This window comes from Parabacteroides distasonis, assembly GCF_004793765.1.
Lineage (GTDB): Bacteria > Bacteroidota > Bacteroidia > Bacteroidales > Tannerellaceae > Parabacteroides > Parabacteroides distasonis_A.
Genome location: NZ_SRYM01000028.1, coordinates 16,884 through 32,849 on the forward strand (window position 1 = coordinate 16,884; position 15,966 = coordinate 32,849).

Sequence of the window (15,966 nt, forward strand, 5' to 3'; positions counted from 1 at the left end):
AAGCGACAAACGAAATTCATAATCAACTAATATTTAATTGATTATAAATCAACTAGCAGGACAAAGGGTAAAGCCAATATTAATAGAAGCTATTGTTTATCAATCTATTGTACACTATTAATAAGATAAGCACATAAATCAAGCTCTTTCGCTATGATTCCCAGCCTTTGGCGTACACGCTGCCGACGCTTGTTTACCGAATCCGGCTGGATATGTAACAGGATAGATTCACCTATCGAATCCAAACCCAACAAGCTCAAATAACAATAACGCAATTCGGCGGCAGATAAATTAAACGCAGCGAGTCGATCCGCTAAAAAAGGATAAACCTCATTCACTTGCGTAATAATATTTTGCCAGTCTTTTTCTGATAGTGGAGATTTGGTAGCTCCCGGTACTACTTTTTGGGATAGCTTGATTACTTTCTTGGCTATAGCGGATGATAAGAATAGATCCTTACGCCGTTCCGCTATCCGAAGGACGAGGGTTTCCTCTTCTTTTTTTATTTGTTCATATTCTTTCTCCAGTTTCTCTCTTGAATCAAGTTCATTCAGTTTTTCATTTTTTTCAGACAATTGAATAGATAAAGCCTCTAATCTATCTTGTTTGTTACGTAAATTATCCCGTAGTCTGAATAATTCATTACTCTTATTCGACAAATCGATTTCCTGCTTAAGAAGTCTTTTATTTTTTCTATCAATTCGTATTTGAAAGACCCATAATAATATTAAAAGAATAGATACAGATATTACCCAATAGATAAAATACTTTTGTTTATCCGATTTTAATCGCATATTTTCCAATGATATTTTTAAATGCTCATATTCCTTTTCTATTTTTATTATGTTTTCCCTATTTCGTATTGTCAAGATCGAATCTGAGGCACTGTTATATTCATCCAAGTAAAACCAAGCCTTTTCCCAATTACCCTCCGCTTTCTCTAACAAAGAATAACCATAAAGTACCGAAAAACGGGTCATATCATTAAAACTAGGTACACTTGCTTTCTCCAAACAAATACGGGCATTCTTAAAATCGCCTTCTTCTATATATATACCAGCCAATGTCCTGTAACTTGGTGCGTCATCAAAATCTGACATATTGATATCTTTCCACAAATACAATTTAGCTAACTCTTTATTATCTAACATATTATAAATATTCCCTATTCCATTATATATAGTCCCTATATCGGAAGAGTCACCGACTTCAACTATAATAGTATTCGCTTTCAACAAAAAAGTTAACGCTATATCTAATGAATCTGAAAATGCGTACATTCTTCCTATATCCTGCAAGGCGAAAGCTGAGCTTCTCATATTCCCCGCTTTCCGGAAATAAGATTCCGCTTCCTTATATTTGTCCTTTCCTAACAGATAATCACCCTTAAAATCATACAGATCCCCCATATAGCTACAAATATATCCGGCTTGATTATAGTCTTCACTGCGTAAAGCGATATCCAAAGCCTGCAAATAAACTTTCATAGCCTTCTCATTCTCCTTATCCTCCACATACGAACGCCCTAGGTACAAACCTATTTTCGCTTGCTCTTGCTTCGTCCCATGATCCTCATAATAGGCTTGCGCACGCCGCAATTGCTGTACGTAGGGCAGATCCGTATATAACGTGTCCGCCACTTTACCGGATAGCATACACCAACGAGCCAATAATTTATCACTCAAATTATCAGGCACGGCTATGCTATCCAATAGGATAAGGGAACTATCCGGATCGGATTTCAACAAGGATTCCGCACGATCGATTAGGTATGTGGCATCGCTCTCATCTTTACAACCGATAAAAGAGAACGTAGATAATAATGATATCAGAATAAGTAAATGCCTCATCAGTTTTTGCATTTAGATTTTATGCGCAAGATACGCACATTTTTTATCAAGTCATAAAATTGATCCATGATAAGCCGTTTTCCTGAGACCGACAAGTTGTTTTTCAGAGAAGATATACTTACTTGGCAAAGTAATATATACTGCGTTGGCAAAGTAAATATATCTTCTCCGGAAAAGTAAGTAGTATTGCTTTTTCAAATTACATATCTTCCAATGACAAACAGACAGGATTTATCTGATATTTCGATAATAACTTATTCTTCAAACGCTCTACTTTCGCGGCGAATTGCTCCGGCTTGAAATTTTTCTTCTGTCGTTTCACCTCCGCTACTAACGCCACTTTTTTCTCTAATTCCAAAGCTACGATATCAATCTCATCCTGCCCGTTCCTCGTGTCCCACCATGAGCCGATGGCACGATAGCGAAAGCTCTCGGCCAATCGCTGCTTGAAGTATTTCTCTAATAACTTACCCGAATAAGTAGGATAGTCGGCCTCTATGATAGACCGCAAGCCTACAAAATTTTTGATCTCTATCAAAGAGCGATAACGGTCAAAATAGTTGAACCAAAAACGAATAAAGTTATCTGTTATCTCGTATCGGACGGTTTGGGAACCTTCTTTCGCCAAGATAGGACGTTGCCTTACAATAATATCGTAATCCTCGATCAGTCTTTTTATTTGCCCTCCTATACTCTTGTTGCCTAGAGCGGCCTCTATCTCCGGCTGTGTATTGATTCCTCCCGAGATCGCACTTAATATGGAAAAATAGGTGGCGTAATTCTTACCGAACTCCTCTATCAACAGGTTTTTTCCCTCATCGGTAAACGGGGAGTTATCCCTAACCATGAAATCGATCATCTCATTCACGCTCAACGCATCGTTGTCACAAAAAAGCTCCACGTATTTAGGAATTCCACCGGAAAACGCATAGAGCGCCAACAGATCGTCGTTCGTATACGTGGGTCTGTGATCTCGCATAATCTCTTTGAGTGTCGATAAATCGAAAGCCGACAACTTGATTATATTATCCGACCTGCCAAACAAGGGTTCTTTCGAGTGCTGGAATATCTTCAACATCAACGAATAAATAGATCCGGAAACGACCAGGTTCATCCGGGACTTACCCCGGTATTGATCCCATATATTTTGCATGTCGCTATATACCGACTCGTTTATATTGTAAAACTCCTGAAACTCGTCTATGACCAAATTGAATGATTGTCGCATGGCTAATTCCATCAAATAACGAAATAGCGAACGAAACGTATTTATCTCGTTAGGTACATAGGTATTCAAAGATTGAGATATGATCGGAATGTATTCGGCGCAAAGAGTCGCCTCATTCTTGCGCCCGACAAATAGATAAACGGTAGGCATTCCTTCTACAGCCTTCATTACGAGACTTGTCTTACCGATACGCCGTCTTCCGGTCACGACAGTCAGCCGAGAATGGTCTTTGAAGGCCAAGTTCCCGATACGTCTCAATTCCGCTAATTCACTTTCTCGATCATAGAATCTCATTGTCTTCTTTATTTTGTTACAGCGGTAACAATTACAGCGGTAACAAAATTAGCGAAATAAATCAGATACACAAATTATTCACCAAACATCTATTTCCATTATCTTTGGATTTTCATTGGAAACTTTTTAATCTATTATCGATATGGCACAACAATCCGGAAGATTATTATCCCTCGACGTGATGAGGGGAATTACGATCGCAGGGATGATTTTAGTAAACAACCCCGGATCGTGGAAGTATGTATATACGCCTTTAAGGCACGCACATTGGGATGGCCTCACGCCTACCGATTTGGTATTTCCCTTCTTTATGTTCATCATGGGAGTCTCCATGTTCTTCTCGCTTCGGAAATATAACTTCAAGCTGTCCAAAGAAAGCGTGACAAAAGTATTGAGACGCACGGTATTGATATTCCTCGTGGGATTAGGGCTGAATCTGTTCGGGCATGTTTGCTACAATGGATTTACCGATTTCCATAATTTACGTATCCTTGGGGTGATGCAAAGGTTGGCGCTGGCCTACGGTTTCGGCTCCTTGATAGGATTAGCGATCAATCATAAGTATATTTTGCAGGTCGCCACAGGTATATTGATATTTTACTGGGCATTGCTAGGTTTCACGCATAGTATGGAAATGTCGGAGGATAGCATTATAGCAGTCGTAGACAGAGCTTTATTCGGTACGTCGCATATGTATCACGATGATACGGCGGATGGTACACGGATCGCCTTCGATCCGGAAGGGCTTTTGAGCTGCGTCGGTAGCATAGCGCATGTATTACTCGGATTCTACGTGGGAAAGGTGATACTGGATTGCAAAAAGAATAATGAGTTGATCATCCGCAATATATTCATTTTCGGTACGATTATTCTTCTCGTCGGTTTCTTATTGAGTTACGGCTGTCCGATCAATAAGAAGATATGGAGCAGTACGTTCGTATTGGTAACTTGCGGATTCGCCTCCTTATTCCTCGCCTTATTGATCTGGATCATCGACATAAACGGGAAGAAGAAATGGACGTTATTCTTTGAGTCGTTCGGTATCAACCTGCTGTATCTGTATGTACAAGGGGATCTGTTCGCCGTATTGCTGGGGATGAGCGGTATCTCCGCCTTTATGTATATGGATCTGTTCAGGCCGCTATTCGGCGATTTCGGGGGATCGCTTGCCTGGGCTATCTTCTTCGTGGTGTTAAACTGGATACCGGGGTATTTCCTGTATAAGAAGAAAATTTATATCAAGCTGTAAAAAGGAGAGTGCCCCAATTTAGGGCAGAGCAGGGAGGAGTAGGAGTAATATAATATACTTACGTTATTTGAGAGAGATCTTGAAGGTTTCCTCGGCACCGGCTGAGGTATAGAGCTTGAAGACGTACATTCCGGCGGGCGCTTCGCTGAAGTCCAGCGTGCCGCCGCTTTCCGGCAAGTAGCCCGTAGCCTTGAAGCTTCCGGAAGTCAGATCGGCCAAGACGTATCGCATGGTGGCATTTGCCGTGCTCTTACGGTTTGCCAAGGCAACTGCCACCTCGTCATCTTGCGGGATGGGAGTTACGGTCACGATACGCGAGCCAGGTTCTATGGCCAGCGAGAAGGTACCCCGGTCGGAGAAGCTGATCTGCGTGGTATAATAGCCTCCCGTGCCACAACCGTTGGTACCTCTAACGGAGACGGTGTAGGTTCCGGTACTGTAAGGCGAGCTGATGAATTTGGAAGGGGAAGTGAAAATATTGGATCCGATCGTCCATTCCGTGCGGCTGATGCCTGCGTCCCCGCCAAAAGTCTCCGCCGTCAGTGTGGATCCGTTGTAGGTGATACCGGAGATAATGGGGACACCTACCCATAATGCTTTCCTTACTAAATAACTATTTCCGGCCTTGATATTGATGTAAGCCCGACCGCTACTGTTGGCCTTGATGGCATAATTCTTCCCGGATTGGGATACGATGGATAAGTTCGGGCTTAGCTCCAGCGTTCCGCCTGAGGCGGAAATGTTGAAGCTAGCCGTTGCCCCACCGCATATCAAGTCTGGGCCAGAAATGGAGTAGAGGTCAACGTAAGAGGTAATCCAGCTGCGGTAGGTACCAATGTTGGTGTAATAGGATGGCCTTTGTGTAGGATAATTCCCATCTCCGCGAGAGACTAAACCTATCAATTCTGTTTCTGATGAAGAAATGGTCAGAGGAGAACCGCTGTCGCCATAATAAATGGTAGAGGTAGATGCTTTTGCCTCTATCTCTTCTTACTTACAAGATGCGATAGTGACATTTGCTTTACGTAATTGAGATATTCCTGTATTATGATATTGGTCTATTTGCCCCCATCCACTGACAATAGCTGTCGTTCCTAAAGAATATGTATTTTTATTAGATATATTGATAGGTTGTTTTGATGAGTCAAAACTGATAGGTGTAGACAATTTTAGTAATGCTATATCATTTTTCTTTGCAACACTATCATACTGAAAATGAACTATTTTTTGACTGATAGATTTTCGTTATGTGTCATTATTTAGATTGGTATAACCTAGACTAATAGACATTTGAGAGACTGAATACTTTTCGGCTATATGTGCAACTGTTAAAATCCATTGATTGTTAATTATGACACCGCCTCCTGTATATTTCCCATCTATAAAAATAGCTACTTGAAAAGGCCTTTGTGTGATATCAATAGCTGATCCTCCAATAATTCTTTGTTGTGCGAATAGTGTTATACTTGTGAAAAATAACGCTAAGATTATAAAGTATTTTGTTTTCATGATTAATATGTATTTAAAATGTTATTCCCGTATTCTAATATCTTTCAAATAGGCTTTATTGTACATAAGTTCTTCATATGAAAATCCCCACTCCCAATCGCATCCATCTCTATAGTCTGAGTAAGACTTTATCACGTTGGTGACAGAGGCTGATAGGTACACTTTGGAGTTAAATAGAATTTTATAAGTTTTGAGATCTTTGAGAGTAACCCCAATTCGTTTATCCACGATATCGCCCAAATTTTGGGTAACGAGTCTGTCATCCTTGAAATACTCATCCGCATAGGAAGAATAATAAATGGAGACATATCCATCTTGCTCGCATCGTACAACCGCCGGTACATACTCCAGATAAAAAACAGTTTCTTGTTCATAGGCTAATAAATTTATAGTGTTAGACAATGCCCTAAAGATAAGAATCTTATTTGGAATTAACAACGCATTCTAATATCTTTCAGATAGGGATAATGTATAGCAATACGAGGCAGGCTCTATTGTCTATATAGCATAAAAAAGCCTTCTACCTTATCTTTATGCTTCTAAATAGAAGCTAATAGTGACAATGCTTTTCTTTGAATTAGACAAACTAGAAGCCGAGAAGAGCGATAAAATACCCTTTGGGGTGGAAATATCCCCGTTTTCGGGTGCGAAAGGCGGCGAAAGCCTACACGTATAGTCGCATTTGGCTATGCCAATACTGCCGTTGGGCATTATAAACAGTCACGAATAGGGTTGTCAGTAGTCGTGAATGGGCATCGTAACCCGGTTAGAACCCAGTCGTAACCCTATCGGATAGTCCAAAGAAATCAATGGATATGAATTAAGATGAATTATTTCCGCTAGAATGAAAGGCCGTTTTTCGGTATCGCATTATCAATGAAAGGATTGCCGATTTTTTCTTGCGAATTTGGCGACGAGCCGCACTTGAGCCCAGAAAAATCGATTCTCCGGAGGTTCCGTTTACAAATTGTCAAAATGTCAAACATGAACATGTCCCGGGATATTGTACCAAGTTGTAAAGGAAGCGATAGCGGAAATAATCGTTATTGCTCCGTATATAGAGCAAAAAAGTATTATCTTTGCTCTATATATGAAGCAACGATATGGAAAAAAGGATCATAAAGGCTATTATCGCTGAACGCCAAAAGGAAATCAGCGAAATACAACTAGTAGAAAGACCTATTTCTTTCGAAGAAAGCGGGAATTACGTATTAGTAGGTATCCGTCGTGCGGGTAAATCCTATCAGATGTATCAAGATATACAGGATCGTATAAAATCGGGAAAGACAACTATCGAAGATTGTCTCTATATCAATTTTGAGGACGAACGTATATCTTCAATCAAGGCCTCCGAATTAGGCATTCTATTGGAATGTTATGCCGAGATGTATGATAACCGTAAACCACTTGTATATCTTGATGAGATACAAAACATAGATGGATGGGAAAAATTCGCCCGCCGTCTGGCCGACTCCAAATACAGGGTATTTATCACTGGAAGCAACGCCAAAATGCTCAGTAAGGAAATTGCCACTACTTTGGGGGGACGGTACATCATACGTGAGGTATTTCCTTTCTCTTTCGCTGAATGTTTAATGTATCATTCCATCGAATTAAAGAAGAATTGGGAATTTGATCCTGATTTACGACTGAAAGTCGTTAAATTGTTCGATAGCTATTTCCATTTCGGAGGATTCGCGGAGACCTTTTCTTTAAGCGATAAACGGGAATGGATCAATTCGCTCTATCAAAAGATCCTTTTAGGAGATATTATAGCTCGCAACGAGATCCGTAATAGCAATGCCATCCGACTGCTCGCGAAAAAAATAGCGGAAAGTGTCATGCAGCCTACCACCCAAACCCGATTATTAAATATCATAAAGTCTTCGGGAAGTAGCGTAGGACGTAACACCTTAGCCGATTATTTAAGCTATATGAATGAAGTCTATCTGACATTCAATATCCCTAATTTCACGGACTCCTTGACTGAGCGAACGAATAGCTGCAAACGATATTATTACGACAATGGATTGCTCAATAACTTCCTGTTAGACGCAGAAACCAAGCTACTGGAGAATATCGTAGCGATAAACCTTATCAGACAATATAGAACAGGAGAAGAAGATGGGGTATTTTTTTACAATAAAGGGATTGAGGTAGATTTCTACATTCCTGATATAAAGACGGCCATACAAGTATCTTATAGCATTGACGATCCGGTTACCCGTGAACGTGAGGTCAAGGCTTTGCGTAAAATATCGGAAGCGTTTCCTGTTGAGAAAGCCTTTATCATCACTCGCGATGAGGAAAAGACCCTATCGGAAGAAGGATTGACAATCGAAGTGATTCCTATCTGGAAATGGTTGTTAAAGTACAATTAAATAACCCATCATCATTCCGAAAATAAGAAAGCGGCCTGCCAAATCCACGTACAGATATTGGCAAGGCCGCTTTTCATATCAGGTATCAGCCCCTAGCTGACTAGTTCACGTTATAACCGGAGATAACCACCTTCGGGGTCTCGCCTCTTGTATCGACATCTTTCCAATGAATGTTGATCTCTTTCTTCTCGCCCGGAAGCAAGGAGAAATAGTTGTCGCTATAGAACATCGGGAGGAATTGCTCGCCATCCTTCTCGCCCACTACATTCACACGGATCATCAGAGCCGGGGTGGATGAAGTGTTCTCCAAGGTAGCAGTAGCGGTCCAAGTACCGTCATTACCCTTATTGGTTGCCACGTTGGATCGTAAAGTAACCTTTGGCAGCTCACGCAAAGCTTGGTAGTTGCCTTCCTCTACGCCACGCAGATAGAAGTTATCCGATACGATCTTGCCGTTCTCGGTCAATGTAAGCTTCACGAAATGAGTATTAGACACACTAGCGGGAAAATCTAATTTCATACATCTATTTGTCGTATCCTCCTTGCTGTCCACGGATACCTCGTTTTCCCACGAGATAGAACCGTCCATATTGATGATTTGAGCCTTCGCCGTCAAGCCATCACGTACGCCGGCGCTATAGTTCACTACCTCGATCTCGTCCGTCACCGGATTCCATTGGATATGCAAAGGCTCGGAAGCTTTCTTACAGCCAAAATAAGCGGCGGTAGGCTCGAAATAATAGTCATAGGTCTGCCATACCATAGAAGGCCATGCCGGATGCGTCATCCACAGCAATAATCCCTTACGGTTCAAGCTTCTCGATTCGAACATACCCCGGTAACCATCATAGTTTACCCACTGAGCCAGATCAGCGAATTCCTTGGCGTTGTTCGGCTTGCCGAAGCCCTTTTCGATGATAGCGTTGAAAGAAGCGCAAGACTGGGCGCCTTCCATCGTATAATCGTGCTGTCCCCATTGAGCGTTTTGCGGCCAAAAGGCATCCGGAGAGAAGGTACGAACCAAGCTCTCGTAATTCATCACGTTAGGCATACCCCGCTCGCTATGGAACTTATCGCTACCACTCTTCAAGCTAAAGTATTCCTTAACCGGAAGCGCACGGTACGGGCCATGGCCACTTACCACCTCATCCGCCGAGCTGGAGATATAATGTAAGCCCGGATGATCCTCTTTCACGATACGGCGTAAAGCCTTGTCGATCTGCTCCGGCGGGAAGCCCTCGTTGCGCCCGCAATAAATACCGATAGAGGCATGGTTGCGAAAACGTTTCACGTAATCCTCCGCGTTGGCGATAAACATCTCCGGGTCATAAGGATCAGGTCCGTCGGAAGGATTCGCCAACCAGAAATCTTGCCAGATCATGATACCATGACGGTCGCAAGCCTCATACAACTCCTTGTCGCCGATCTGCCCTACCCAGTTACGCATAATCGTAAAGTTCATATCGGCATGGTAAGCCACGGCGATGTCGTACTCACGACCCCGGTAATTCAGATTAGACTCACCGAATCCCCAGTTACCGCCACGTCCGATAAAACGACGGCCGTTGATAAAGAGACTCAAGATGCTATTATTCTCGTTGAAAGTCATTTGTCGGATACCTACCTTGAAATCCTCAGAGTCGGATACCTTATCGCCTACCTTAAAGGTGAAATTAGCGTCGTATAAATAAGGAGAACCGTATCCTTTAGGCCACCACAGACGCGGGTTCTGGACCTTCAATTGACTGAAGCTATTTGGGTTGAAAGTAACTGTCTTCTCCTCGCCTGCGGCCAATTCTACCGGTTGCTCGAAAGTGATATCGCCGATCTTTCCTGTCAATACACCCTTTACAGGAGCGGCATCATGGTTCTTCACGATCACTTCCGGAGTCAAGGTAGCGGAAGTCGTATCCGGCAACGGCAATACAACCTGTACGAACGGGTCTTGAATCGTTACCTTGCCTGTAGAAGTCAAGTACACGTCATTCCAGATACCGATATTACGACCACGGATCGTCGAGATCCAGTCCCAACCGATCGTAGCATGGAAGGTCGGGTTATCAGCGCCTAAGATACCACCGTTGAAATCCGTATTCTTCTCACATTTCTCCTTGATAGCGCCGATATGCTCATTCTTGATGATCTCCACCGCAACAACATTCTTACCCGGTACGACCACATCTGTCACGTCGAATACACCCCGGATAAACGCTCCCTTGATACGGCCGATCTTTTTACCGTTCACAAATACATTGGCCTTCCAGTTGATGCCATCGAAATTCAAGAACAAACGGTCTTGCTTGAATCCTTCGGGTACCTCAAACTCATCCCTATACCAGAAATTAGAGTTGAAGAATGACTCGGATATCTGCATCAGGTTATCCGCATAATTCGGATTCGGGATAGCTCCGATATTCTTATAACTGCTCAATACCGTTCCCGGCACGGTCGCCACGATCCAATTTTCCGGAGAGAAAGAAGGTTTCGATATTTCCTCGCCGGAAGCGGTTACTTCGGAAGCTCGTTGTACTTTCCAGTTTCCGCCCGATAAACGGATCTCGTCTTTTGTAGCAGCCGGAGCAGCGGCTGGTTGGGCAAGCAAGCCACCTTTACCCATCACCTCTATCTCGCTTAAGATATAGCGTACGTCATTAGCCGGTTGCTCCATCCATACCCGTACGTAGCGGCCTTTTCCTTTTAGCTTGATCTCATCCAAATTGGCTTCCCCGCCCGGAAGATTAGCTATATCAACCCACTGTTTCGCATCATCGGAAACTTGAATCTTACCCTTGATCGCTTTATTGATCCAATGTAATTTTACTTTGTCGAATTCGGATTGGCTACCCAAGTCCACATAGACCCACTCCTCTCCTGTCGTGGCGCTCATCCAAGCGCTATTAAAGAATTTGGAAGGAAGCAAATCTATCAATTTATCTTGGTTATAGAAATTCATCTCGAAGAATGCCCAATAAGCGGCACCTTCCATTTTCAATCGCATCCGATAATAAGCGTACTCACCCGGTTGATCGAACGTCAATGTCTCATTCAACATCCGAGTGGGCAACGTACCCGGATCCCAGCTATTCTTGTTCGGGTCCGAATGGGCTTTATATTTGCTGGCCTTACCCGGCATACCTTTACCCTTTAAGGCTGCCAATTCCGTCCAAGTATTCCCATCATTCGATCCCTCGCAAATAATCTCATACCCGTCCTTGACCTTATTCTCGTCATAAGCCACGCTACCGCGGAATTGCACCTTGTCGGCTTTCTCTTTCCAGTTATTTAGCGTGAACAGGAAATAGGCATCCTCGCCTGTAACTGCGTTGCGAGAATAAGGACCTTGATCGATCATCCACTCACGCTCACGACGAGCGATATCCCCATTTTGCGTGGAGAGATCGAGATACTGAGGTTGTTTATCGCTAATAACACCATCCGTCACCAGTTGAGCCGTTAGATTGTAATCATAACTGGAGGAGTTGTAAGCGCTACGCAAAAGAGCTATGTTACGATACGTGGAATAATCCGGACGTAATGAAGGGGAGAAGTCCTCTCCCGGATCTCCCGGATATGAACCGATACCTCTAGTATAATAATCCGACCGATCGAAAGATTCTATCGGAACACCACTCTGCCCACATCCTCCTAGCAATGCGGAGATTACTATCGCTCCACAGAGCGTCAAAAGTCGAGGCAATTTTTTCTTTTTACTCAATGTTCTCATACTACTTATTGTGTTTCTCTAAATTAGTTAGTTTAATAAGATACCGTCACGTTAAAACCCTCTTTCCGGGCCCTCTCCGCAATCGCATCTAATTCTTCTTTGGTAGCTTTTTTCAAAGCTTTAACCGGGGTCTCCCTATCTATCGTATAAATCATGACTTGTTTCGGACGGATTTGTTTTAAGGCGGAAATCCAGCCTGCTATCTCCTCTTCCGTCATGTTATTAACCGATTCCCCGTTTACTTCCCCTTTCAAGAACATGGTCTGTATAATCAAATTCCCGTTAAAACGGCATAATTGCTTTAATAAAAACTCGAAATTAAACACTGGGGAATTAGGTGCGTCTATCTGCCGGATACGACTGTCTAATACAGAATCCAGTTTCAATATGTTATCCTCTATTTTATTCAAGGCTTGAAAGACTTCCTCTTTATGGAGCATCGTAGAGTTAGAAAGTACGGCGATTTTAGCGTCAGGGAAAAACCGATCCCGGATAACGATCGTATCATCAATGATTCCACCGAATTCCGGATGTATCGTAGGCTCTCCGTTTCCGGCGAACGTAATTACATCCGGAGCGATCCCTTCCGCTTTCATAGAACTTAGTTTTTGCTCCAAGGCTTCCCTCACTTCCGTACGAGTAGGCAGTTTACTATGAATCCTATGATTCTCATTCAATCCGCATTCGCAATAAATGCAATTAAAAGAGCATAATTTCCCGTCTGTAGGAAGTAAATTCATCCCTAAAGAGACACCTAGACGCCGACTATGTATCGGGCCAAATACGATTTTATCAAAAAGAATTGTAGACATAGCGCTGTTTGTTTTTACCCACGCAAATCTACTCTAAAATTTCCAGCGAAGCAAAGCATAAAGATCTGTTTTATCAGAACCGCTTATCTCCTCCGTATCAGTACCTATCAAATCCCTGTCCCAATAATGGGTGTGAGCTAGTTTAGCGGATAAAGATAAACGTTTCCAAATATCCAAACGAAAGGTGAAAGCGAACCGTATCCCATTGCCATAAAAAGAAGGCATATTAAAGGCATACAATATATTCTTCTCATACGAACTGATCCGGCTATTGTAACCATCCGTATGAAACCACGCTAGATAACCATCCAGTTGAAGAGGTAGGGTAGTGGGTTTCCAACCTATACTTTGGGAGATCATCACCCCTTTATTAAGTTCCTTGGTAGGCTCATCGAATAGAATACCATCTAAGGAAGTCTTAAAAATAAAAGGAGAAGAAAAGTTATAAACCTGTTGAAAACGAATACGATGTTGTCTATACGGATTGATTATCAACAAATTATCATTTTCAAATATTCCATTCTTTTCTTTTTGCCGGTATTTATAACGAAGATAAGTTGAATAGTTTCTACTAGGGGTATAATCTATCTGAGCCATATATTCCTGTCCTCCAGAAGGAGCGTCTATCCCGTATTTCAACCAAGGGAAACGGAATAAGTCCGCATAAACGGATAATTTCCAGCGGGCAATCGGGGTTAATTGCAATCCCATATAAACCCCTTGCTCGTTCTGAATCGTAGAGCCTTGCGAGAAAGCGTTCCCAAATAAAGCTTGATAACGGCGATCGTAATAGCGGTATAATACCAAGAAAGATATGTAGGAGGCAGGTATTAATTGCAAGGCATTCAAGGTAGAAACAGCTCCGTTTTTCGAAAGAGCGGTCTCGCCATAAAACTTGATACGATTCGTTTTCAACATATAGTCAACACCCATGTTGAAATTATTGTAACCTCTGAAATAGAACAGGTTATAAGGTTTTGGATCGGGATCCATCTTAAACTTACCGAACGAATAAGAGAGAGTCGTTAAACCGATATGAAAATGAGGCGTAGCATAACGGATATTTCCTCCATATACTTGCATCGTTATCGTTTTCTTCTTTTCCCAATCCCGTTGCAAGCGGTGAAGTCCGTCTGTTTTCAATGAGGTGAATGTCAAGCTATCTACGGCCGCATCCATTTTCCGGTACGAATAGAAAACACTTATATCCAAGTTTCTAATCGTAATTGTGCCGGCTACTCCTCGGAAGAAATCCTGCTCATTGGTGGAAAAGTGCCTACGGAAGCCGTTTGTCCTTCGCTCCGCTTGAGCGACTACTGCCGTACGGCTAGGGGAAAAGTCATTGCTAATCACCAAACCTTGTCCGAAAGACATCTTGTAATCCCCTATAGCCAAGCTTTTTAACCAGTTGATATCTTTTAGGAATAGATGTGCGGAATAAAAGTCATATCCTTTATGATATGCGTTCCAAAAAGGTTCGCCCGCATCTTTCTCGGCTACGAAGCCTGCTTGTAAACGATCCTCGAAAGTATAGGAATAACGTAAGGAGTGATAGAAAGGTTCTCCTCTATATTTACGATTCGGATATAACGAAAGTATGCTGTCCGTTTGTTCACCATATCCCTTTTTCTGTTGAAAACATTGATCATACCTGATTTGTAATTCATTACGACCATATTTCAACAGGTTCTTAACCGTAAGCAACCGTTTTTCAACATGATTATCACCTATATAAACAAATGGAAGGAGAAGAGATATCGTCTGAAAATCGATATCCTCTATATTCTTCAACTCATAGATGCTAACCATATTTCCGTATCGTTTCCGATAGGAGAGGAGCTGCTCAATTTGGCGATCGGATAGAAAAGGTAATCGCTTCAGTTGCTCTTCCGTCACGGCATTCAAATCAAAAGGATGCTCAGTTAAATAAGATAAATCGGCATACAAACTTTCGATACGTTCCGTATCCTCGGTTTCCAAGGCTAGTTCCTCTACATACTCCATCCACTTATCAACAGAATATTCTATTTGAGAATTAGCGTAATAACTATTTATCAACAGGATTATCGACAAGATTATAAACAATCGTTTCATAGCTAAGTATCATTTAAAAAGAGAATGATAAACCAAGACCGGTACTCATCCCTAAAATCGGATGGTAAATAGAGGCTACATCTATCGTAAAGCAAGAAAAGTTATAACCAATTCCTAAAGAGGGTAGGAGAGGAGCAGTCTGTATTCCGGCACGAATAAAAAAAGAATCGAAAGCGGTGTATTCAAGACCCAAGTTCCCAACAACTAGGTTTTCATTTTCCGTTCCTACACTTCCTATAATTAACAGACTGTTTATAATCTCCCATTGAAAACTTATTTGAATTAAGTAATAATTAAAATCTTCTATTTCAATATCTTTATCTCCTATAGAAACAGATGGTAAATTCATTATTAACATTCCTATTAACAACTTATCAATAGGAGAGAAAGTGATTCCAATGTCTGTTGACAGTCTGGATCTTGTATTTTCCGATAGATCAGTTTGCAAGAAACTATAGTGAACTCCAAGCCCTAACGCCCATTGATCCCCCAAGCGTTTTCCTCCCAGCACACGAACCATCATTTCTCTATATCCGTCAAACCCGAAAACAGAGATATCAACACCTGCGGATAATAGTTGATTCGGATAATAAAAACTACCGGACATCGTACCCAGTTCTTTCAACGTATACCGATTAAAATACTCTAAATGAATAGATTTTTTCTCTTTATCGACAATAAGAGCCGGATTGAATAAAACAGATTGTGTCGCTACATTCCCTCCCATCCCCGCGCTGCGAACATCCGGTAAACGTAAGTTATCAACACCATGTACATACAATGAAAATAGCCCTGTGAACAAGGATAACAATAGATATTTCATAG

At 41.9% G+C, this 15,966-nt stretch carries 8 protein-coding genes and 1 pseudogene; 2 read left to right on the top strand and 7 right to left on the bottom strand.

Going from position 1 to position 15,966, the window contains the following annotated elements; translation table 11 throughout:
- Nucleotides 1-104: 104 nt before the first annotated feature.
- Both E5342_RS10820 and E5342_RS10825 read right to left on the bottom strand, forming a co-directional pair.
- Nucleotides 105-1,850: a hypothetical protein gene (locus tag E5342_RS10820; RefSeq protein WP_135959366.1), complete on the bottom strand. Its 1,746-nt coding sequence runs from the start codon at nt 1,848-1,850 to the stop codon at nt 105-107.
- Between the two features lie 199 nt (nt 1,851-2,049).
- Complete coding sequence (locus E5342_RS10825) at nt 2,050-3,372, bottom strand: ATP-binding protein (RefSeq protein ID WP_121736968.1); 1,323 nt, start codon at nt 3,370-3,372, stop codon at nt 2,050-2,052.
- Between the two features lie 142 nt (nt 3,373-3,514).
- Here E5342_RS10825 and E5342_RS10830 point away from each other — a divergent pair, with 142 nt between their 5' ends.
- Entirely contained in the window at nt 3,515-4,621 is a 1,107-nt protein-coding gene (locus E5342_RS10830) for an acyltransferase family protein (protein ID WP_135959367.1), read from the top strand.
- Nucleotides 4,622-4,684: 63 nt separating this feature from the next.
- On the opposite strand, the pseudogene E5342_RS19725 reads toward E5342_RS10830, so the two are convergent.
- Nucleotides 4,685-6,130 (bottom strand): annotated as a pseudogene (locus tag E5342_RS19725) (S1 family serine peptidase).
- 1,103 nt (nt 6,131-7,233) lie between these two features.
- Between E5342_RS19725 and E5342_RS10850 the strand changes: the two are divergent.
- Nucleotides 7,234-8,511 carry an ATP-binding protein gene (locus E5342_RS10850; protein WP_121736974.1) on the top strand — a complete coding sequence of 426 codons (1,278 nt, stop codon included), beginning with the start codon at nt 7,234-7,236 and terminating at the stop codon, nt 8,509-8,511.
- Nucleotides 8,512-8,611: 100 nt separating this feature from the next.
- Here the strand turns inward: E5342_RS10850 and E5342_RS10855 are convergent, their stop codons facing one another.
- The 4 genes from E5342_RS10855 to E5342_RS10870 are packed head-to-tail and all read right to left on the bottom strand — an operon-like array spanning nt 8,612 to nt 15,964.
- Complete coding sequence (locus E5342_RS10855; RefSeq protein ID WP_135959369.1) at nt 8,612-12,235, bottom strand: glycosyl hydrolase 2 galactose-binding domain-containing protein; 3,624 nt, start codon at nt 12,233-12,235, stop codon at nt 8,612-8,614.
- Nucleotides 12,236-12,267: 32 nt separating this feature from the next.
- Nucleotides 12,268-13,047 carry a radical SAM protein gene (locus tag E5342_RS10860; protein ID WP_121736976.1) on the bottom strand — a complete coding sequence of 260 codons (780 nt, stop codon included), beginning with the start codon at nt 13,045-13,047 and terminating at the stop codon, nt 12,268-12,270.
- Between the two features lie 33 nt (nt 13,048-13,080).
- Complete coding sequence (locus E5342_RS10865) at nt 13,081-15,141, bottom strand: ComEA family DNA-binding protein (RefSeq protein ID WP_121736977.1); 2,061 nt, start codon at nt 15,139-15,141, stop codon at nt 13,081-13,083.
- 13 nt (nt 15,142-15,154) lie between these two features.
- A complete protein-coding gene (locus tag E5342_RS10870; protein ID WP_121736978.1) occupies nt 15,155-15,964 on the bottom strand; it encodes a hypothetical protein in 810 nt (269 codons plus the stop codon).
- Nucleotides 15,965-15,966: the final 2 nt, after the last annotated feature.